The sequence below is a fragment of the Bacillota bacterium genome (assembly GCA_030019365.1).
GTDB lineage: Bacteria > Bacillota > Sulfobacillia > JACIYH01 > JACIYH01 > JACIYH01.
On record JASEFA010000003.1, the window covers coordinates 323,558 to 342,917 of the forward strand.

20 protein-coding genes, 1 tRNA gene and 1 pseudogene are annotated in these 19,360 nt (G+C 69.3%); all 22 read left to right on the forward strand.

Features of this window, described 5'->3' with window-relative positions; all coding sequences use genetic code 11:
• The first annotated feature begins 52 nt into the window (after positions 1 to 52).
• Positions 53 to 580: a cytochrome c maturation protein CcmE gene (locus QME70_07630; protein MDI6894464.1), complete on the forward strand. Its 528-nt coding sequence runs from the start codon at positions 53 to 55 to the stop codon at positions 578 to 580.
• Positions 580 to 2,664 (forward strand): cytochrome c-type biogenesis CcmF C-terminal domain-containing protein, encoded by a 2,085-nt coding sequence (locus QME70_07635; GenBank protein MDI6894465.1) that lies wholly within the window; start codon positions 580 to 582, stop codon positions 2,662 to 2,664. Before QME70_07630 ends, QME70_07635 begins: the two co-directional genes overlap by 1 nt.
• A complete protein-coding gene (gene ccmA, locus QME70_07640; GenBank protein ID MDI6894466.1) occupies positions 2,657 to 3,388 on the forward strand; it encodes a heme ABC exporter ATP-binding protein CcmA in 732 nt (243 codons plus the stop codon). Before QME70_07635 ends, ccmA begins: the two co-directional genes overlap by 8 nt.
• Positions 3,385 to 4,074 carry a heme exporter protein CcmB gene (locus QME70_07645; GenBank protein ID MDI6894467.1) on the forward strand — a complete coding sequence of 230 codons (690 nt, stop codon included), beginning with the start codon at positions 3,385 to 3,387 and terminating at the stop codon, positions 4,072 to 4,074. Before ccmA ends, QME70_07645 begins: the two co-directional genes overlap by 4 nt.
• Before the next feature lie 74 nt (positions 4,075 to 4,148).
• The gene (gene ccsA, locus QME70_07650) at positions 4,149 to 4,838 is read left to right on the forward strand and encodes a cytochrome c biogenesis protein CcsA (GenBank protein MDI6894468.1); all 690 of its coding nucleotides are present in this window, start codon (positions 4,149 to 4,151) and stop codon (positions 4,836 to 4,838) included.
• Positions 4,835 to 4,999, forward strand: coding sequence for a CcmD family protein (locus QME70_07655; GenBank protein ID MDI6894469.1), 165 nt, complete (start codon positions 4,835 to 4,837; stop codon positions 4,997 to 4,999). Before ccsA ends, QME70_07655 begins: the two co-directional genes overlap by 4 nt.
• Before the next feature lie 36 nt (positions 5,000 to 5,035).
• Positions 5,036 to 5,132 (forward strand) — tRNA-Sec (locus QME70_07660).
• 72 nt (positions 5,133 to 5,204) lie between these two features.
• Positions 5,205 to 5,450, forward strand: a complete 246-nt coding sequence (locus tag QME70_07665) for a twin-arginine translocase TatA/TatE family subunit (protein MDI6894470.1) — start codon at positions 5,205 to 5,207, stop codon at positions 5,448 to 5,450.
• Between the two features lie 3 nt (positions 5,451 to 5,453).
• On the forward strand, positions 5,454 to 5,669 hold the full coding sequence (locus QME70_07670) for a twin-arginine translocase TatA/TatE family subunit (protein MDI6894471.1): 216 nt from the start codon (positions 5,454 to 5,456) through the stop codon (positions 5,667 to 5,669).
• 32 nt (positions 5,670 to 5,701) lie between these two features.
• Positions 5,702 to 6,430, forward strand: a complete 729-nt coding sequence (gene tatC, locus QME70_07675) for a twin-arginine translocase subunit TatC (protein ID MDI6894472.1) — start codon at positions 5,702 to 5,704, stop codon at positions 6,428 to 6,430.
• Between the two features lie 90 nt (positions 6,431 to 6,520).
• Positions 6,521 to 7,744: a glycerate kinase gene (locus tag QME70_07680; protein MDI6894473.1), complete on the forward strand. Its 1,224-nt coding sequence runs from the start codon at positions 6,521 to 6,523 to the stop codon at positions 7,742 to 7,744.
• Positions 7,745 to 7,845: 101 nt separating this feature from the next.
• Entirely contained in the window at positions 7,846 to 8,277 is a 432-nt protein-coding gene (locus tag QME70_07685; GenBank protein ID MDI6894474.1) for an NUDIX domain-containing protein, read from the forward strand.
• A gap of 46 nt (positions 8,278 to 8,323) precedes the next feature.
• Positions 8,324 to 8,494, forward strand: a complete 171-nt coding sequence (locus QME70_07690; protein MDI6894475.1) for a hypothetical protein — start codon at positions 8,324 to 8,326, stop codon at positions 8,492 to 8,494.
• Positions 8,478 to 8,738 (forward strand): annotated as a pseudogene (locus tag QME70_07695) (ABC transporter permease subunit). The gene QME70_07690 and the pseudogene QME70_07695 overlap by 17 nt, the downstream one beginning before the upstream one ends.
• A 95-nt stretch (positions 8,739 to 8,833) precedes the next feature.
• Positions 8,834 to 9,550 (forward strand): hypothetical protein, encoded by a 717-nt coding sequence (locus QME70_07700; GenBank protein MDI6894476.1) that lies wholly within the window; start codon positions 8,834 to 8,836, stop codon positions 9,548 to 9,550.
• The gene (locus QME70_07705; GenBank protein MDI6894477.1) at positions 9,550 to 12,288 is read left to right on the forward strand and encodes a PKD domain-containing protein; all 2,739 of its coding nucleotides are present in this window, start codon (positions 9,550 to 9,552) and stop codon (positions 12,286 to 12,288) included. The genes QME70_07700 and QME70_07705 overlap by 1 nt, the downstream gene beginning before the upstream one ends.
• Positions 12,289 to 12,552: 264 nt before the next feature.
• Complete coding sequence (locus QME70_07710; protein ID MDI6894478.1) at positions 12,553 to 12,807, forward strand: FeoA family protein; 255 nt, start codon at positions 12,553 to 12,555, stop codon at positions 12,805 to 12,807.
• A gap of 143 nt (positions 12,808 to 12,950) precedes the next feature.
• Positions 12,951 to 14,777: a ferrous iron transport protein B gene (gene feoB / locus QME70_07715; GenBank protein MDI6894479.1), complete on the forward strand. Its 1,827-nt coding sequence runs from the start codon at positions 12,951 to 12,953 to the stop codon at positions 14,775 to 14,777.
• Between the two features lie 9 nt (positions 14,778 to 14,786).
• Positions 14,787 to 15,551, forward strand: a complete 765-nt coding sequence (locus QME70_07720; protein MDI6894480.1) for a DUF1405 domain-containing protein — start codon at positions 14,787 to 14,789, stop codon at positions 15,549 to 15,551.
• Positions 15,524 to 16,564, forward strand: a complete 1,041-nt coding sequence (locus QME70_07725; protein MDI6894481.1) for a quinate 5-dehydrogenase — start codon at positions 15,524 to 15,526, stop codon at positions 16,562 to 16,564. Before QME70_07720 ends, QME70_07725 begins: the two co-directional genes overlap by 28 nt.
• 249 nt (positions 16,565 to 16,813) lie before the next feature.
• Positions 16,814 to 16,984, forward strand: coding sequence for a YHS domain-containing protein (locus QME70_07730; GenBank protein MDI6894482.1), 171 nt, complete (start codon positions 16,814 to 16,816; stop codon positions 16,982 to 16,984).
• Between the two features lie 37 nt (positions 16,985 to 17,021).
• Positions 17,022 to 19,343, forward strand: coding sequence for a heavy metal translocating P-type ATPase (locus QME70_07735; GenBank protein MDI6894483.1), 2,322 nt, complete (start codon positions 17,022 to 17,024; stop codon positions 19,341 to 19,343).
• The last annotated feature ends 17 nt before the right edge of the window (positions 19,344 to 19,360 follow it).

Sequence of the window (19,360 nt, forward strand, 5' to 3'; positions counted from 1 at the left end):
CCGGCCGGGGAGGCGGGTGGGTGCGATCGACGCAGAGGCGGAGGTAGTCGGGATGCGGCGGCGGTTGCTGTGGGCGGGTTTGCTGGTGCTGGCGGCGGTGGCGTACCTGGCGTATTCGGGCTGGCAGGGGGCGGCCCTGTATTACCTCACCCCTTCGGAGGCGCAGGCGCGGGGAGCGTCAACGACGACCTTCCGCGTGGCCGGGAACGTGGGCGCGGATGTGAGGTGGGACGCCGCAGCCATGGTCCTGCGGTTTGAGGTGACCGATGGTAGCGCTTCTGTGCCTGTCGTGTACCGGGGGGCGCCTCCGGATAACTTCGGCCCCGGGCAGCAGGTGGTGGTGGAGGGCACCGGCGACGGGCACGGGGTCATGGTGGCCAACCGCCTCATCATGAAGTGCCCGAGCAAGTACGAGCAGGCCCCTGCCGCGGCCGCCCGGAGAGGCAACAATGTGCTGTACCTGGGTGGCGCCGCCATGGTCCTGGCCATCGGCCTGGCGGCGGTGGCCAGTCGTCGCCTGGCGACGGCCGGCCGTCGCCCGGTCGCCGGTGACTCGGGAAGGGCAGGTACGCCGGCCTGATGGTGCAGCTAGCGGATCTTCTGGTGCTGGCCGGCCTGCTGGCCTCTGTCTACGGCAGCGGCGCCCTGGTACTGGGTATCGGATGGCAAAAGAAGGCCTGGCTCGAGCAGGGACGGGCAGCGGCAGTGGCGGGGACGGTGCTTTGCACCCTCACCTCTGCGCTGCTCGTCTACTTCCTGGCGGTATCTGACTTCCGCCTCGCCTACGTGGCCGACCACACCAGCCGCAACCTGCCCCTCGTATACAAGATATCTGCTTTCTGGGCGGGGCAGGAGGGCTCCCTGCTCCTCTGGGCGCTGGTGCTGTCCTGGTATGCCGCGTACGTGGCTCGTGTCACCTGGGCTCGCTCCCCCCAGCTGGCGGCCCGCGCCCTGGCCATGATGATGGGCGTGGAAGCCTTCTTCCTGCTCCTCCTGGCGTTCGTCACCAGCCCGTTCCGGGTACTCTCCCCGGTTCCCCCCGACGGGATGGGACTCAACCCCATGCTGCAGAACGTTGGGATGCTGCTTCACCCCGTCACCCTGTACCTGGGGTACGTTGGCTTCACCGTACCCTTTGCTTTTGCCCTGGCGGCCCTCCACGCCGGGCGCTCTGCCCCTGCCGTCAGCCTGGCCGGTGCCGGGCAGCGCGCCACGCCGCGGGCGGCAGACCGGGCCGGCTCCGGGGAGCACGCCACACCCGGGCCGGCGGACGCGGCCGGCTCCGGGCCCGGGTGGCTGTATCTCAGCCGGTCCTTCACGCTGTGGTCGTGGCTGTTCCTGTCGGTGGGGATCATCCTGGGGATGCAGTGGGCTTATGTGGAGCTGGGCTGGGGCGGGTACTGGGCCTGGGATCCGGTGGAAAACGCCTCGCTCCTGCCCTGGCTTACCGCCACCGCCTTCCTGCACTCCGCGCTGGTGCAGGAGAAGCGGGGCACCATGGCGGGATGGAACGTCATCCTGGTGGCGGTGACCTTCTTCCTCACCATCCTGGGCACCTTCCTCACCCGCAGCGGCGTTCTCTCCTCGGTGCACGCCTTCGCCCCCAGTGGCCTGGGTGTCTATTTCGTGGTATTCATGGGGTTGGTGTTGCTGGGTTCGGGCTACCTGCTGGTGCGCGGGTGGTCCCAGGTTGAGGAAACGCGCCCCCTGGAATCCCTGCTTTCCCGGGAGGCGGCCGTGATCGTGGCCGAGTTTTTCCTGGCGGCATTTGCCCTGGTGGTGTTCTGGGGAACCGTGTTCCCGCTGTTCTCCGGGATCACCGGGGGCAAGCAGGTGTCGGTGGGGCCGGCTTTCTATGTGCGGGCGGCGGTCCCCTTCGGAACCCTGGCAGTCGTGCTCCTGGGCATCTGCCAGGTGCTGGGATGGAGCCGCAGCCGGCCGGTGGCGGTGGCACGCGGCCTGGCCGTGCCGGGGGGACTGGCACTCCTGGCAACCGGGGCCCTGGGCGGGGTGCTGGCGCATCTGCACGGGTCCCGGCCCTCGGCGGGAATGCTGGTGGGGTTCTTGGCCGCGTTCCTGGCAGCGTTCGCCGGGCTGGCTCAGGTGGTGCGGGACGCCCGGGCCCGGCGTTTGTCCACCGGAGAAGGGTGGCTGGGTGCCCTGGCCGGTTTGATGGACCGCAACCCCCGCCGGTACGGGGCGCTGCTGGTGCACCTGGCGGTCGCCTGCATGGTGCTGGGGTTCTCCGGTTCGGCCCTCCGCCAGGAGGCCACCTTCACCCTGCAGCCGGGGCAGTCCACCGAAGCGGTCGGATACACCATCACCTACCGGGGCCTGGATGCCGCGCACCTGCCTCACCGGGTAAGCGTGTACGCCCACCTGGAGGTGGCCAGGAGCGGGCGGGCGATCGTGCTCCGGCCCGAGAAGCAGTATTATCCCAACTACGAATCGGCCTTCTCTGAGGTGGCGGTGCGGGGCGGGCTGGACGAGGACCTGTACACCATCCTGGACGCCTGGCAGCACGACGGTACCGCTTCATTCCGGGTGATAAGGGAACCCCTGGTGGCCTGGATCTGGGTGGGTGGTTACCTGCTGGTGGCGGGGATGCTGGTACTCGCCTGGCCCCGCCGCCGCGTCGGGCGGGGAGGCCGGGGTCGTGGCTGAGCCGCGCCGACCGGCGGTGGTGGTGCGCGAGCTCGTGCAGCGCCTGGGCGGCTCCGAGGTCCTGCGGGGGGTGAGCTTTGACCTCTCCGACGGGCAGGTGCTGGCCGTCATGGGGCCGAATGGGGCGGGCAAGACCACCCTGTTGCGGGTCCTGGGTACCTTGCTTCCGCCCACCCGCGGCCAGGTGCTGATCGGGGGGCGGGATGTGCGCCGGAGCGGACCCGCCCTGCGCGGGCACATCGGGTTCCTGGGCCACCACACCTTCCTTTATCCCCAGCTCACGGGATGGGAAAACCTGTGGTTCTGGGCGCGGGCGTTCGGTGTCCCCAACCCGGAAGCCCGGGTGAAGGAGATGCTGGATGGTGTGGGCCTGGGGCTTTTCGCCCACGAGCCGGCGCGCCACTATTCGCGGGGGATGCAGCAGCGCCTGGCCCTGGCCCGGGCCCTCCTGCACGATCCCGTGCTTCTCCTGCTGGACGAACCCTACACGGGCCTCGACCGCGAAGCGGCAGCGCTGCTGGACACTGTGATCCGACGCTGGGGGGAGCGCGGCCGGTCCGTGGTGATGACCAGCCACGACCCGGGACGGGCCCTGGCGGCCAGCGACCGCGTCATGGTGCTGCAACGGGGACGGGTGACGCTGCTCGGCCCGAGCCGGGACCTGGATGGAGCCCGCCTGGAGGAAGCCTGCCGGCCGCGTGCGGGGGCTGGTGAGCTGCTTTGAGCGGGCGGACGGGGTGGTGGCAGCAGGTCACGGCCCTGGTGTGGAAGGAACTGCGGGCGGAAGTGCGCACGCGGGAGACCCTCACCCCCATGGTGGTTTTCGCTCTGGTGGTGGTGACCGTTTTCGGATTCGGCCTGCGTGCCACCGGGGCCGACCTCGAGCCCGTGTTCCCGGGTCTCCTCTGGATTTCCTTCTATTTCGTCGGCCTGCTGGGCCTGGGGCGCTCTTTCTCCAGCGAGCGCGCCCAGGAAACCCTGCCCGGCCTGCTGCTGGTGCCGGCCGACCGCTCCTTCATCTTCGTGGGGAAGGCCCTGGCCAACCTGGTCTTCCTGGGGGTAGTGGAACTGGTCTCACTGCCCCTCTTCTTCGGGCTGCTGGGAGTCTCTTTCACCGCGCCGTTCGTGCCTTTCTGTGTTACCATCATCCTGGGCACGGTGGGCTTCGCCAGCATCGGGACGCTGCTGTCCGCCCTGGCCGCCCACACCCGCGCGGCCGAAATGCTGCTGCCTGTCCTCGTGTTCCCGATCCTGATCCCGGCCGTGATCGGCGCGGTGGAGGCCACCGCCTCCCTGCTGGGGGTGGGTGATCCCCTGGCGTGGAGGAGGTGGCTGGGTCTGCTGCTGGCTTACGATGCCCTGTTCGTCGCCCTGCCCATGGTGCTCTTCGATTACCTGGTGGAACCCTGACGACGGGCGGGAAGCGGGACCGCCCGGCAGGAAGCGTAGCTTGAGGCCCGATGTGTATGACGGGAGGTGAACGGTTGAGCTCGCGAAGTCTGCTGGCCTGGATCACCTTTGTGGCCATCCTGGGGGCGCTGTTCCTGGCCTTTCTCTATGCTCCTCCCGACGCGAAGCTGGGTGACACCCAGAGGATCTTCTACTTCCATGTGGCATCGGCGTGGACGGGCCTGCTGGCCTTTACCGTGGTGTGCGTGGCCGGTATCGCCTACCTGCGCAGCGCGACGCCAGCCTGGGACCGGCTGGGCCTGGCGTCTGCCGAGGTGGGCCTGCTGTTCATCACCATGGCGGTGGTGACTGGGTCCATCTGGGCCCGCTTTGCCTGGGGCACCTGGTGGGAGTGGGAACCGCGACTCACCAGCGCCTTCGTCCTGTGGCTCATGTATGCGGCCACCCTGCTGGTGAGGAACCTGGTGGAGGAGCCGGGGCGCCGGGCGCGTTATGCCGCGGTCTTCGGCATCATCGCCTTCGCCGATGTGCCCATCGTGTTCATGTCGGTGCGCTGGTGGCGGTCATATCACCCCGTGGTGGTGTCGGCCGCCGGGCTCGATCTGGAACCGCCCATGGTGCTGGCCATGGTGGTGGCCGTGGTTGCTTTCACGCTGCTGTACGTCCTGCTCACGGGCGAGCGGGTGCATCTGGCCCGGCTCGAACAGGAGCTGGCGGAGTGCAAGCGCACCTGGCGCGAGGAAGGGGGGGAAACCCGGCGATGACGTATCTCTTCCTGGGATACACGGTCATCTGGACCCTGCTGTTCGTTTACTTGCTGTACATCTCCGGCCGGCAGCGCGCCCTGGAGCGCGAGATGACCTGGATCCGCGACCACCTGTCGACACGCGCCCCTGAGGAATCGTCGCAGGCGCAGTCGGGTTGAGGCGGGTGACGCATGGTGCTAAAATACGCAATAGTCGGGGGCAGATGGGGACTGGTGTCTCTCGCGGCCTTCAAAGCCGTTGTCGGGTGCCGTGAGTGCCCGTGGTGGGTTCGATTCCCACCTGCTCCCGCCAGCTTGTGTGGGCGCGGGTTTGTCAATCCGGGCAGTCGCCTGACGAAAGATGCGGTCGGGGAGTGATGAGAGAATGCCGTTCAACATCGGGTTGCCGGAACTCCTGGTCATCCTGTTCATCTGTCTCATCGTCTTTGGGGCGGGAAAGCTCCCGGGGGTGGGGCGGGCTTTGGGACAGAGCCTGCGCGAGTTCCGCCAGGCTTCCCAGGGTAAGGCCGAGTCCGAGAAATCCGGGTCCGGGCAACCCGGCTCCGGGCAACCCGGCTCCGGACAGGAAGGGGCTGTGGGTGCGGGGACGGAGTCGCGGAAGGAAGGCTAGACCGTGAACATCAACGGCGGGGAACTCCTGATCATCCTGCTGGTCGCCCTGGTGGTCCTGGGGCCGAAGGAGCTCCCCAAGATGGGCCGCACCCTGGGCACCATGGTGCGGGAGTTCCGCCGCGCTTCCCGGGGCATCATGGACGAGCTGGGGCTGGGCGATGGGGCCGAGGACAAGAATCGCCCGCGCGGCGGGACCGAGGGCGATCGGGAGAAGTGAGGGTGCGCTCGTCCCGACAGAGGAAAGCGGAGATGAGCCTGATGGAGCACCTGGAGGAACTGCGCCGTGTCCTGGTGGTATGCACGGTGGCCGTCGGGGTGTCCACGGGCTTCGTGTACGGGTTCTTCCGCCGGCAACTCTACGACCTGGTCACCTTTCCCCTGCGCCAGTACGAGGCTCCCCTGATCTTCATCGGCCTGGGCGAGGCCTTCATGACCCAGATCAAGCTGGCTCTGGCGGCCGGGTTCGTCCTGGCCCTCCCGGTCATCCTTTGGCAGGTGTGGGGTTTCGTCGTGCCCGCCCTGAGGTCCGAGGAAAGGCGCACGGTGGGAGTGACGGCGCTGGCTTCGCTGGTCATGTTCTTTGCCGGAGCCGCCTTCGCCTATTTCACCGTTTTTCGCTTCGCCGCCCGTTTTCTCATCACCGTGGCGGGCCCCGAGGTCAGGCCCATGCTGTCCATCGGGCACTACGTGTCGTTTCTGATTTCCTTTCTGATTCCCTTCGGCCTGGCCTTCGAGTTGCCCGTCGTGGTGTACTTCCTGGCCCGGTGGGGCGTGGTGACGAGCTCCTGGCTGGCCAGGAACCGCCGGCCGGTGATCGTGATCATCTTCATCGCGGCCGCCGCCCTCACGCCGGGACCGGACGTCTTCTCCCAGTTGCTCATGGCGGGCCCCCTGCTGGCGCTGTATGAGATCAGTATCCTGGTGGCCAGGATGGCAGCCCGCCGGGCCGCAGCGGCCCGCCCGGCCCGGGAGGGATAACCACGCGCGGGCCGGTGGCGGTGGACACTGCTCAGGAGGGGTAGTCGTGTGCATGCCCGTGGCAGTGGACCCGGCTCAGGAGGTGGGGGGATGCGCATTCTGGTGGCGCCCGATTCCTTCAAGGGCAGCCTGAGCGCGGCCCGGGTGGCACAGGCCCTGGGCCGCGGCCTCACCCGGGCCTTGCCAGGTGCCGTCGTGCTCGCCTGCCCGGTGGCCGATGGGGGTGAGGGCACCGCCGAGGTGCTGTGCCTGAATACGGGCGGCCGCATGGTGCGGAGGCGGGTGGCGGGGCCGCTGGGGGAACCGGTGGACGCCTGCTTCGCCGTGCTGGGTGACGGCGAAACGGCGGTGGTGGAGATAGCCGCCGCCTCAGGACTCCCCCTGGTTCCACCCGACCGGCGGGACCCCATGGTCGCCACCAGTCTCGGCACGGGCGAGCTGATCATGGCGGCCATCGGGGAAGGATGCCGCCGGGTGATGGTGGCCCTGGGGGGAAGCGCCACCGTGGACGGGGGCCTGGGCATGCTGGAGGCTCTCGGATTCCGGCATCTGGATGCGGCGGGCCAACCCGTCCCCCGGGGAGGGAGAGGGCTGGCCCGGGTGGCGACGGCCCGGCGGCCCGACGGAGTGGCCGCCCAGCGGCCGGACGAACCCGGGGGGCCGCAACCGCAGGGGATGCCGTCCTCGCGGCCCGGCGGTGCGGTGGAGTTCCTGGCGGCCTGCGATGTGGACAATCCTCTGGTGGGGGAGCACGGCGCTGCCCGCGTGTACGGCCCCCAGAAGGGCGCCACTCCCGGCATGGTGGAAGAGCTGGACCGCGGCCTCGCCCACCTGGCCGCGGTGTGGAAGCGCGATTGGGGGGTCGATGTGGCCGGCCTCGCGGGAGCGGGCGCGGCGGGGGGTGCAGGAGCCGCCCTGGCCGCGGCGCTGGGAGCGCCCCTGCTTTCGGGGGCCCGGCTGGTGATACAATACAGCGGGCTGGAGGAACTCCTGCCGGACGCGGATCTGGTGGTCACGGGAGAGGGTCGCATGGATTCCCAGACCAGGCGGGGCAAGGCCCCGGCCACCGTGGCGGCCGCGGCCGGGCGAGCGGGTGTGCCCGTGGTGGCGGTGTGCGGTTCCCTGGCGGCGTCACCGGAGCAGCTGAGAGAAATGGGGTTTGCTACCGCCCTCAGCATCGCGGAAGGCCCCCTCTCCCCGGAGGAGAGCATGGCGCGGGCGGCCGAGCTCCTGGAAAGGACGGGGGAGCGGCTGGGTACACTCCTGCGACTGGGCGGTGCCCTGGCCCACCGCCTGACCGGCCCTGCGCGGTAAGCCGTTTTCCCCCGCCATGGTGCGGGCGCGCGCGGCCGGGGCTTTCCGCCCGGCGCGCAGCATCGGGTCGGCGGGGGAAACGCCGGAGAAGGGAGACGGTGATGCGGAGGGAGTTTTCTGCGGGCGGCGTGGTGTACCGGTTCCGGAACGCACATGATCCCGAGTTCCTGCTGATCCGGGACGCATGGGGGCGATGGACCCTCCCCAAGGGCCTCATTGAGAAGGGCGAAAAGCCGCTGCAGGCGGCCCTGCGCGAGGTCAGGGAGGAGACCGGCATCCAGGTGGCCCCGGCCGGCGACCTGGACCGCATCCACTACTTCTACCGCGATCCCGCAGGTGAGCTGGTTTACAAGACGGTGTATTACTTCCTGATGGAGGCCGCCGGTGGGGCGGTAAGCCCTCAGCTGGAGGAGATCTCCGACGCCCGCTGGGTGGCTGCCTCGCAGGCGGTGGAGAAGTGCGGATACGAAGACACGAGGCCGGTGCTGGAGAAGGCTCTCGCGCGAGTGACCCAGAGTGGTTTGCAGACATAGTGCGGACATAGCGTGAGGTACACCACGTATCGCGGAGGTGGGGGCATTGGGACTGTTCGTGGTCGTCGGGGTGGCTGCCATTGCCCTGACGGTGTACTGGGTGTTGCTGGCGGAGAGGGCGACGCGGGCTCTCGAGCGTTCTGCCGCCGCCCTGGAGCGGGCGGCTGCCGCGCTGGAGCAGGGAGGCCCGCCCCCGGGCCCTTTCCCCCATCCCTGAGGTGCGCATGACCATGGATATGGGAGGCGTTATCCTCACGGCGGCGGGGCTGAGCTTCATCGGTTTCGGCGCTCAGCCACCGACCCCCGAGTGGGGCGTGATGATCAGCGAGGGGCGGGACTACATCATGAGCCACTGGTGGATATCCACCTGGCCGGGGCTCGCCATCTTCACCGTTGTCATGGGATTCAACCTCCTGGGCGACGGGCTGCGCGACCTCCTCGACCCCCGCCTGAAGGAGTAGCACGCTCGGTGCGGGGTTGACAGATTGCGGTACTGCTGGTATAGTGTGGGAGACGTGAGGCGCCGGTAGCTCCCCCCACAGGGGGGCTTTTGACTATGCGGAGGTTTTCAGGGTGGGCGGCGACCCTGCTGGCTGTGGGGCTGGCAGGGGGCGTCCTGGTCTGGTGGTTCTGGCCCCGAGCGGAGTACGTCTTTCTGGTCGTGGACGAGGCTAACGGTTCACCCCCGGCGGACTGGTCGGGCACGGAGCTGGCTCCGGTAGCGTGGTACGACGGCGAGGGGAGCCTGCACGTCCCCCGGGGTGCCGTGCGTCCCTGGCACCGGGTGGTGTGCCTGCACGAGGTGGACGCCGCCGGAGTCAGGGTGGCCTCCCGCATCCTGACTGCAGGAAGTCTCCCTGCCCGTATCCCCCTTGGCCGCGCCGTTCCCGGGCTGGAGACGGACCGGCGCGCCCTGGCCGGTCCTCTGGAGGCGCTCCGCCCCGCAGCCGGCGGCAGCCTGCGCCTGCGCTACGGAGGCGAAGAGAAATCCCTGGCGCCCGGTGAGAGCTGGGCGCAACTGCGGATCAACGGGCCCCAGGGCCAGCAGATCATCTCTGTCGAAAACCCGGACGGGTGGAAGGAGGCCGTGGAGGAGGCGCTCGCGCGGGGATATCCCGTCACCCGCCTGGTGGTCACTTACCACGGGATGTGGCCGCGGTCCCGCATCAGGCCAATCGGGCAGGCCTCCCCTGAAAACGGCCTGCCGTGGGCGGTGATGTCGGCAACCGTGGGGAGCGACATCACCGAAATGCCACCGGGGAGGTGCGCCTGATGGCCCGGGGCGGGTTGCGCCTGCTGGCGTGCCTGCTGGCGTGCGTCCTGGCGGCGATCGTGCCGGCGGCGGCCTTCGCCGGTGCGGCCCGCGCGCTCCCGATGCCGGCCGCCGCTGCGGACGGCGTACCGGTGGCGTGGCCGCCTCCCTGGGGGTCCCCGGCCGGGCAGCCCGTGTTGCTGGTGGCGGGTCCGGGCGCAGATCCCGAGCAGGTGTGGGGAGGGAAAGCCGGGTTGCGGGCCAGGCTGGAGGCGGCGGGGTACCGGGTGTGGGTAGCTGACCTCTCGCGGGAGGAGGACCCCGACCCGGAGCGGCTGGCCCGTCTGGTGATCGGGCCGGCGGCCGGGCGGGTGCTGGCCGCGTGCGGGGCGCAACGGCTGCATGTGGTGGCCCACGGGCTGGGGGCCCTGGCGGCCCGCTACTGGGTGGAAGCGGGCGGGGGTGACCGGGTGGGCACCCTGGTCATGCTGGGCCCGCCCAACCACGGCTCCTTTGCCATGAACATGCTCCACCTCGCAGCCGCCCTCTCGGCCCGGGACGCCGGGCTGGCGGAACCTGGGGCAGCGGCATCCTCCCCGCAGGGGGCCGGTCTGACGGCCGGGTCCGCCGCGGGGGCTGGGTCGCCCCTGTGGAGTTACGTATGGGACAAGGCGGCTTCCGTATACCGGTCCCTCTACCGGCGCTACGTAACAGAATACCGGCTGGGGGTACCGCCCAGCGACGTACTGGAGGGGGCGCGGCGGCTGCTGGGGCGGTTACCCTTCGAGGGCTGGCTCGCCCACGAAGAGCCTCAGCTCTTCACGCGGGAGTTCCGCGCGGCTCAGGAGCCCCTCGAGGGTACTTCGGTTACCATGGCATACGCCCACGCTGCCGCGCTCGGCGTGGCCCGGGCGGAGGAGTTGCGGGCCCTGCTCCGCGGCCCCGGCCTCGCCCAATCCCTGCTGGAGGATCCTCTCATTACTTCGGACTGGAAGGAGATGGCGCGCCATTATGGCCTGAAGGCCGCCCGCTGGGCGGGGCGCCAGCTGGCGGACTGGCTCACGCGCCAGGGGCAAGGGCTAATGCTCCGCCAGGCCCCTGTCCTGCTGGGCGTGGATCCCTTTGCCCCGGGCATGGAGCGGGTCCTGGAGGAGTATTTCTCCCTGCCGCTGGGCCCGGAGCCGGACGGGCGGCCGCGCTACGAGCGTTTGTTGGGCAACTGGTTTCTCAAGCGGTGGAACGACGATACCGCCAGGCGGGACTTGACCCGCTACGTCGTGGTGGCCGGAAGGGTTCCCAACCTCTGGCGGCTGGGGTGGAAGCAGGTGGGCGAGAACGATTCTTGGGTGCAGGTGGATTCGTGCTTTCTGGCCCCGCGACCCGACGACCGCTTCATCCTGGTGGAGGACAGGGGCTTTTCCGCCAGCCACGGAGGTCTCCCCCGCAACCCCCGGGTGCAGCAGATCGTGCTGGACGAGTTGCGCTTTGTCGCCTCCCGTGTGCTCTATCCCCGCGCTGGCCTGCCCAGCAGGACGATATCGTGGAGCGGCGAGCGCGAGATGCCCCTCTCTCCCTGGTGCCCCGGCTACCTGAGGATCGACAGCCGTTACCTCAACCAGCGGGGAGACCTGGAGGTCGAGCTGGAGCCCCACGTATCCACACGTGCGGGCATGCCCCCCGCCTGGGCGTGGGTGGAGAGGGTGGGGGGCAGCTGGGAACGGATGAAGATCGAGTGGAGCGGAGACCGCGCCCGGCTCACTGTCTCGGGTTTCGGACAGGACGTGAATGCGGTGCTCATCGGTGCCCGTCTTCCGCTGGCTCCCGCCCGGGGATTGATTCCCTCCTACCGGGAACCGGTCAGGGGCGAGATAGCCTGCCGGGCCGTTCTCCGCCCCTCGTCCGGACCGGCTGCCCAAGAGCCTGATCGCCCCGGCCCGGAGGAACCTGACCTTACGCGGGATCAGGCCGGCACGGTTCCGGTGATCAGAGCCGTGCTACGGACCAAGCTGACCACCCACAGAAAGGAGCGGCGCACCTACCACGTCCGCTGGGAGTGGGACTTCGGGGACGGGAGCTCCTTCGTCGATGACGACCCCGCGCACACTTCGGTTACCGTGAGCCACGTCTTCGCCGGTGCCGGTGACTACACGGTGCGGGCCCGTTCGTACGCCAACGACGGGCGCATCCTGCGGGAGAGGGTCTGGCATGTCAGCGTCTCTCTGGAGGATGTTGCCAGTTCCCCCGTCAACAGACCCGACAGCGGCGGTTCCCCGGTCGGCCCGCCGGACAGCGCCGGTTCCCCCCTTGCCGGCCCCGATGAGGCCGGTCCGCCCGTTGCTGGCTCCGACGGGGCGAGGTCGACGGTCATCGGCGCGGAGGCCGTGGAGGGGGTAGCGGCCGCCCCTGACGGAGCGGTGACGGTGGTGGTGGGTCAGCCCTGGCAGGCCACCGTGGAAACGGCGCGAGAACCGAAGGTGAGGGCCGCCATAGACAGCCCCGAAGAGTGGATGTCCGGCCGTCCTGCCCGCATCGGGGTGTCCGTGCAGGTGGACGAGGTTCCATCGGTGGTGGAACGGAGAGTGGAGGTCGATCCCGGCCGGGAGTTCGTGATGGTGTGGGAGCGAGCGGGATTGTTCCCGGTGCGCGTTGCCGTGACCGTGACGCTGCGCTATCGGTTCCCCGAGGCCGAGTATACGGTGCGCAACACCTACCTGTTCGAGCGCTGGGTGAAAGTGCTCACCACGTCGGGTACCGACTGACGGCCACCGCAAGACCCGGTCGCTTTCTCCCAGGTTGCACCTGGGCACCCGAAACGGCCGTCGCAGGTCGGGGACAGCCGGCCCTGAGAGCGTTCTGGGGGCCGCACGCTGCCGTGCGCCGGGGAGTACTTGTTTCCTCTTCCCCTCCTTGCTATAATGACCGTGAGAGTCATTATCAGCAGGGGGCTTACGGGTTTGGCCATGGAATTTCGCAGGCAAGCCCCCCATCCGCCAGCCATAGAGTTACACGAGGGGGCGGACGGAGTGGGGGCGAGGGATGGGCGGGTGGTGACCCTGGCTGCCGCTCCGTTGGGTGCCCGGGTGCGCATCCGGTACCTGGGCGACCCGGGTTTACGCGCCCAGGCCATCCGGTTGGGGCTCGGGCCCGGTTCGGAGGTGACGGTATGGGCCAGCCTGGCAGGCGGACCCGTGCTCCTGAATCGGGGGAACCAGAGGATGGCTGTGGGCCGCAGGCTGGCCGAGCTGACCTGGGTGGAAATCACAGGAGCTTCTTCCTGAAGGCAGAAGGTGGTCTGGTGCGGCATCGTCATCGGCATCGGCATGGGCAGCTCCCGGGCGGCCTCCCGGGAGACGGTGCGGCGGGATGCCACGCCGGCGGTTCCCCCGCACGGGATCATACGCCCGGGCGGTTGGTAGCGCTGGTGGGGAACCCTAACACCGGCAAGTCGATCGTGTTCCATTACCTGACCCGCCGGTACGTGGAAGTATCCAACTATCCCGGCACCACCGTGGAAGTGAGCAGCGGGTGGGCCGGGGACGACCTGGTGGTGGACACCCCCGGTGTCTACGGCATTTCCGGCCTGAACGACGAGGAGCGGGTGACCAGGGATGCGGTGCTGCAGGCGGACCTGGTCGTCAACGTGGTGGATGCCGCCCACCTTTCCCGCGACCTCTTCCTCACCCTGCAACTCTGTGACCTGGGAGTACCCATGGTCGTTTGTCTGAACATGATGGATGAGGCCCGCAGCGAAGGCCGGGTGCCGGTTGCGGCAGCGCTGGAAGAGGCCCTGGGGGTACCGGTGATCCCCACCGTGGCCACCAGGCGGCAGGGTCTGGCCGATCTGCGGGGGGCCCTGGCCCGGGCCGTGCCCGGTCGACCCGACCCGGAGCTGGCCACCAGGCTGGTTCGGGAGTTGCCGCCCGCAGTGGTGTCCGAGGCCGAGACGGACGGGCGGGGCCGGCGCGCGCTGGCCTACCTGTATCTGGAGGGCGATGACCTGGCGGCGCGCCGGTTAGGCCTGCCTCCCGGGGGGCATCGGGAGGCAGTCTGGGCTCACCGGCGCCGGCGGGCCGACGACCTGGCGGCACGGGTGTTGCAGGAGACTGGCCGCCGGAGCGAAGACTGGCGGGGGATGGTGGATCACCTGCTCACCTGGCCGCTCTCCGGGCTGCTGGTGCTGGTCGTCATCCTGGCGGCGGCGTACTGGTTCCTCGGTACGGTGGTGGCCGGTACCGTGGTGGACTTCCTCGAAGGCACGATGATGCGGGGCTACTGGGAGCCTGCCGTACGCCGGGTGGTCGGGCAGGTGGTGTCTCCGGGCAGTGTCCCGGGGCAGTTGCTGGTCGGGGAGTTCGGGCTCCTCACGATGACCGTCACGTATATCATGGGTCTGCTGCTGCCCCTGGTGGTGGGGTTTTACCTTCTCATGGGTTTCCTGGAGGATTCGGGGTACATGCCGCGGGTGGCGGTGCTCTTCGACCGCGCCCTCAGCCCATTGGGGTTGAACGGGCGGGCCGTCATCCCCTTCATGCTGGGATTCGGTTGCGTGACCATGGCCATCGTATCCACGCGCGTCCTCAACACCAGCCGGGAGCGTCGCATCGCCATTATCCTGCTCAGTCTGGCCATCCCGTGCTCGGCCCAGCTGGGCGTGGTCACGGGCATGATCAGCCCGCTGGGGTGGCGGGTCCTGGTGACATACGGTGTCATCGTCCTGAGCGTCTTCGCCATGGCGGGAGTGCTCCTCAATCGACTATTCCCGGGGATCTCGAGCCCCCTGCTCATGGACCTTCCTCCCCTGCGCATACCTCGTCTGGACAACCTCCTCTACAAGACCGCCTACCGGGCCGTTATGTTCATCCGCGAGGCGGGGCCCCTGTTCTTCTATGGGGCGGCGGGCCTGGGTCTGCTGCAGGTGACCGGGGCGCTGGACCGCCTGCAGGACGTCCTTGCCCCTGTCATTACGCGCTGGCTGGGGTTGCCCCCTCAGGCCTCGACTGCCTTCGTAATGGGGTTCGTGCGCCGTGACTTCGGCGCCGCCGGCCTGTACCACCTGGGCTTGACCGCGGTCCAGACCCTGGTGGCGGTGGCCACCATCACCCTGTTCGTGCCGTGCATCGCCTCGGTGATGATGATCGGCAAGGAACGTGGTTGGAAGGAGGCTGCTGTAATCTGGGCCGCCAACATCGTCATCGCCTTCGCCGTGGGAGGTGTGGTGGAACGCCTGGCCCGCCTGGTAATCGGGTGAACCCGGCTGTTGGCGAGGCGGGCTCGGCTGGTGGCGGGGTGGGCGCTGCCGGTGGTAAGATGGTGGCCGGAGGGACAGGCGCTGTTGGGCGGGGAAGGGACGTCATCGCAGCGAGCGTTGGGGAGGCGGGGACCGGCGCCAGGGTGGTACGACCCGGTCGCCCTTGTAGAGCTTGTGAAGGGGATTCCCCGGGACAGGCGCTGGCTGCTCTTCCTTACCGTGGTGAACCTGGGCGGGTTCGTCTACGGGATGGACTGGTACCGCGGGCAGCTTGCCTCCCTTCCCGTCTGGACCTGGCCGGTGGTGGCGGATTGCCCGGTTTCGGCCCTCCTGTTCGGGTGCCTGACCGGTGCGCTCGCCCTGGGTGTTGCTCCCGGTGCCCTGGAGGGGCTGGCGGACGTGGCCGCCCTGAAGTACGGCATGTGGACGGTGCTCGTAATCGGCCAGTCCTGGCTGGCCGGGGAATCCATGGATGTGGACCGTTTCAACCTGTTGTGGACGCACGCGGGAATGGTGGCCGAATCGCTGCTGTTTGGCGTGGTGCGGCGACCCCCTTTGCGCTGGGTGGCCTTGGGGGCGGCGTGGGTCGCGCTGAACAGCTTGCTGGACTATGGTTGCGGCCTTCACCCCACCCTGCCTGACCAGACCCCCGTGTCGCTCGCTCTGGCGGCATCGGTGGGTCTGGGCCTTCTGGCAGTGGGGTTCTTCGCGGCCCTGGCCGTGAAGCGGCGGGGGGGCCTGGTGCCGTGGCGGAGAGACGGGTTCTGGGGGTAAGCCTGGGTTCGCCCGCCCGTGACTTCCGCAGCAGGTGGGAATGCGCGGGCGGGGTGGTGGACATCTGTCGCGTGGGCACGGGAGGAGACGTGGCCCGCGCGGCGTCCCTTCTGGCGGGGTATGACGGTGAGGTCGATGCCTTCGGCCTGGGCGGCGTCAACCTCTACCTGCAGGTGAGGGAGCGTCGCTACCGGTTGCCGGTGGGGGAGCGCCTGGCGTCCATCCCCCGCCGTACGCCGGTGTGCGACGGCACCTTTATCAAGACGTGGTGGGAACCCCGAGCCCTGGATATGGCGTGTGGCGAATCCCGGCTCGACCTGTCCGGTCGCACGATTCTTTTCTCCTCCGTGCTGGACCGGTGGGCCCTGGCAGAAGCCCTGCACAAGCGGGGCGCCCGCGTGCTGGTGGGAGATGCTGCCTTTGCCCTGCGCCTGCCCGTCCTATTCCCGGGGCTGAACTGGTTCCACCCCTTTGCGGTAACCATGCTGCCCGTGCTGCGGCACCTGCCCCTCTCCTTTCTCTACCCTTTGGGCCGCAGGCGCCAGGAACCCCGCCCCGGCCTGGAAGGTGCCTTCGCCGGGGCCGAGGTGCTGGCGGGCGACTTTCACTTCCTGCGGTCCCGGCTGCCCGCCCGCCTCGACGGCAGGTGGGTGATCGCCACGGGACTGGATGAGGCCGATCTGGCTCTGCTCGCAGCTCGAGGTGTGTCCCTGGTGGTGGAGCTGGGGCCGGTCGTCCCCGCTTGCCCGCCCTCCGTGGTGGATGGGAGTGGGCCCGGGGCGGCCCGCATCACAGCCGCTCCGGCAGGCGCAGGGCGGGGGCTTTCAGCGAACCTGGCGGAAGCACTGGTGGTGGCCTCGAGCGGGCAAAACCCTTCCGCGCTGGGGCCGGAGAGGATGCTGGCCTGGTGCCGCCGGCTCGGTTTTCACCCCGCCGTATACCAACCGCCGCATGCGACTCGCAGTTGCGGCATAATGCCATCGGGTGATATCATTCCGGTGCAACCCAGGTGAACTCTACGAGCGTGCCTGGCGGATCGCCGATGAGTTGGGCTTTCCCGTCGTCCACGACGCAGTCATCTGACGGTAGCGGAGCTCCACGGTGCCACTTTTTTGGACGGCCGATCGGCAGCTATTTGAACGGGCCCGGGGAAGGGGATACATGCGCTTCCTTGGGGTCAAATTTATGGGCGCAGAGGCTCGCTCGCTGCGGGTTCCGGACCCACGCCGGATGGAGGAGTACCTGACACGGAGGTGACGGAAATGGCGAAGGATCCGGTGTGCCACATGGAGGTGCGGGAGGACGTCCCTTTCCGATCCGAGTATGAGGGGCGCACCTATTACTTCTGCTGCCGGGGGTGTAAAGTCGCGTTCGACCGCGATCCCCGGCGCTACACAGAAGGAGGGGGAGAAACCCACGAGAAGGGGCACTAGGGAGATGACACCCTCCCGGGGACAGGGGGCCGGGCGGGTGCCGTCGCCGGGGCGGCGGGATGCGGGCGAACGGGCGGCGACCGATGACCGGACGTTGACGCTGGCAGTGCGGGGGATGATGTGCGCCTCCTGCGTCGCCCACGTGGAGAAGGCGCTGCGCGGGGTGGCCGGAGTGGCCGGAGCGGAGGTCAACCTGGCCAGCGAGCGGGCCACCGTCCACCTCACCGGCGATGTGGCCGTCGAGCAGCTCCTGAAGGCAGTGGAGGACGCCGGCTACGAAGCCGAGCTCCCGGCCGCAGGCGTGGAGCCGGCCCGGGCTGCGGACCGCGAGAGGGCGGCGCGCCAGGCCGAAATCGCCGGTCTGCGGCGGGCCTTCCTGATCAGCCTGGCGCTCACCATCCCCGTCTTCCTGCTCAGCATGACCGGCATGTGGCCTGGCATCCACGCGGGGTGGCGTAATGCCTGGTTGCTGTGGGCCTTCGCCACCCCGGTGCAGTTCTGGGCGGGATGGCGTTTCTACCGGGGGGCGTGGTCCGCGCTCCGGCACGGCCTGGCGGACATGAACGTGCTGGTCGCCGTGGGGACCTCCGCCGCGTACCTGTACAGCCTGGCCATGACCGTGGCGCCGGGGTACTTCCGCAGCCGCGGGTTCGGTACCGACGTGTACTACGACACTTCCTGCGTGATCATCACGCTGGTGCTGTTCGGACGGTGGCTGGAGGCCATGGCCAGGGGGCGCACGTCGGAGGCCATCCGGCGTCTGATGAAGCTGGCACCCCCGACCGCGCGCGTCCTCCGCGAGAATGGCGAGGTGGAGATCCCGGTCGAGCAGGTGCTGCCGGGAGACCTGGTGGTGGTCCGGCCGGGTGAGAGGATCCCGGTGGACGGCGAAGTACTGGAAGGCCACAGCGCCGTGGATGAGTCCATGCTCACCGGGGAGAGCCTCCCCGTGGACAAGCAGCCCGGCGACGAGGTGGTGGGGGGCACGATGAACCAGACGGGCTCCCTAGGCTTCCGGGCCACCCGGGTGGGCCGGGACACTGTGCTTTCCCAGATCGTGCGCCTGGTCGAAGAGGCCCAGTCAGCGAAGCCTCCCATTCAGCGACTGGCCGACCGGGTGGCCGGTTACTTCGTCCCCACCGTGATCGGTATCGCCGCCCTGACGCTCGTGGTGTGGTACCTGGTGGGGCCAGCACCGTCCTTCCTGTACGCCCTGCTCAACTTCGTGGCCGTGCTCATCGTGGCCTGTCCCTGCGCCCTGGGACTGGCCACCCCCACCGCCATCATGGTGGGGACGGGCCGGGGGGCGGAGCTGGGGGTGCTGGTGCGGGACGGAGGCAGCCTGGAGGAGTTGGACCGGGTGCGGGCCGTGGTGCTGGACAAGACGGGCACCATCACCCGCGGCGAGCCGTCCCTCACCGATGTGATCCCGGTGGCGGGGGAAGCGCCCCGCGCCGGCGCCATCCCTGCGGCGGCGGTGCTGCGCCGGGCGGCAGCGGTGGAGAACCAGTCGGAGCATCCCCTCGCCCGCGCGGTGGTGGCGGGAGCCGCGGCCGGGAGCATCGAGTTGCCGCCCTGCCAGGACTTCACTGCTACTCCGGGGAAGGGAGTCACCGGTATCGTGGAGGGGCACCGGGTGAGCGTGGGATCGGCTCGCCTGCTCCAGGAGGAGGGACTGGTCGAGCCCGACAGCCTGAAGGAGGAGGCCGACCGCCTGGCCGGGGCGGGCAAGACGGTGATGTACGTGGTGGAGGACGATCGGGTGATGGGTCTGCTGGCCGTGGCCGACACGGTGAAGCCGGGGGCGGCGGAGGCGGTGCGGGCCATGCGGCAGATGGGGTTGCAGGTGATCATGCTCACGGGCGACAACCGGCGGGCGGCGGGAGCGGTGGCGCAGCAGGTGGCGATAGAGCGGGTGCTGGCGGAGGTGCTGCCCACCCAAAAGGCCTGGGCGGTAGAGGGGTTGCAGCAGGAGGGACTGCGGGTGGCCATGGTGGGCGACGGAATCAACGACGCTCCCGCTCTGGCCCGGGCGGACGTGGGCATCGCCATCGGCACCGGCACCGACGTGGCCATGGAGGCGGCCGACATCACGGTGATGTCCGGCGACCTGCGCGGGGTGGTCACGGCGCTCCAGCTGGGGCGGGCCACCATCCGCACCATCAGGGCCAACCTGTTCTGGGCTTTCATATACAACAGCCTGGGGATTCCGGTGGCGGCGGGTGTGCTCTACCCCTTCTTCGGCATACTGCTCAATCCCATGCTGGCCGCCCTGGCCATGGCCCTGAGTTCGGTGTCGGTGGTGACCAACTCCCTGCGCCTGCGCCGGTTCCGGTCGTCCCTGCAGGCGGTGGGGTGAGGCGCACAGGCGTTCGG

Excerpts from the sequence above, each read along its gene's own strand:
- QME70_07635 (MDI6894465.1), top strand. The coding sequence starts at position 580 with ATGGTGCAGCTAGCGGATCTTCTGGTGCTGGCCGGCCTGCTGGCCTCT.
- QME70_07655 (MDI6894469.1), top strand. The coding sequence starts at position 4,835 with ATGACGTATCTCTTCCTGGGATACACGGTCATCTGGACCCTGCTGTTC.
- QME70_07665 (MDI6894470.1), top strand. The coding sequence starts at position 5,205 with ATGCCGTTCAACATCGGGTTGCCGGAACTCCTGGTCATCCTGTTCATC.
- QME70_07700 (MDI6894476.1), top strand. The coding sequence starts at position 8,834 with ATGCGGAGGTTTTCAGGGTGGGCGGCGACCCTGCTGGCTGTGGGGCTG.
- QME70_07730 (MDI6894482.1), top strand. The coding sequence starts at position 16,814 with ATGGCGAAGGATCCGGTGTGCCACATGGAGGTGCGGGAGGACGTCCCT.
- QME70_07680 (MDI6894473.1), top strand. The coding sequence starts at position 6,521 with ATGCGCATTCTGGTGGCGCCCGATTCCTTCAAGGGCAGCCTGAGCGCG.
- QME70_07685 (MDI6894474.1), top strand. The coding sequence starts at position 7,846 with ATGCGGAGGGAGTTTTCTGCGGGCGGCGTGGTGTACCGGTTCCGGAAC.
- QME70_07630 (MDI6894464.1), top strand. The coding sequence starts at position 53 with ATGCGGCGGCGGTTGCTGTGGGCGGGTTTGCTGGTGCTGGCGGCGGTG.
- QME70_07705 (MDI6894477.1), top strand. The coding sequence starts at position 9,550 with ATGGCCCGGGGCGGGTTGCGCCTGCTGGCGTGCCTGCTGGCGTGCGTC.
- tatC (MDI6894472.1), top strand. The coding sequence starts at position 5,702 with ATGAGCCTGATGGAGCACCTGGAGGAACTGCGCCGTGTCCTGGTGGTA.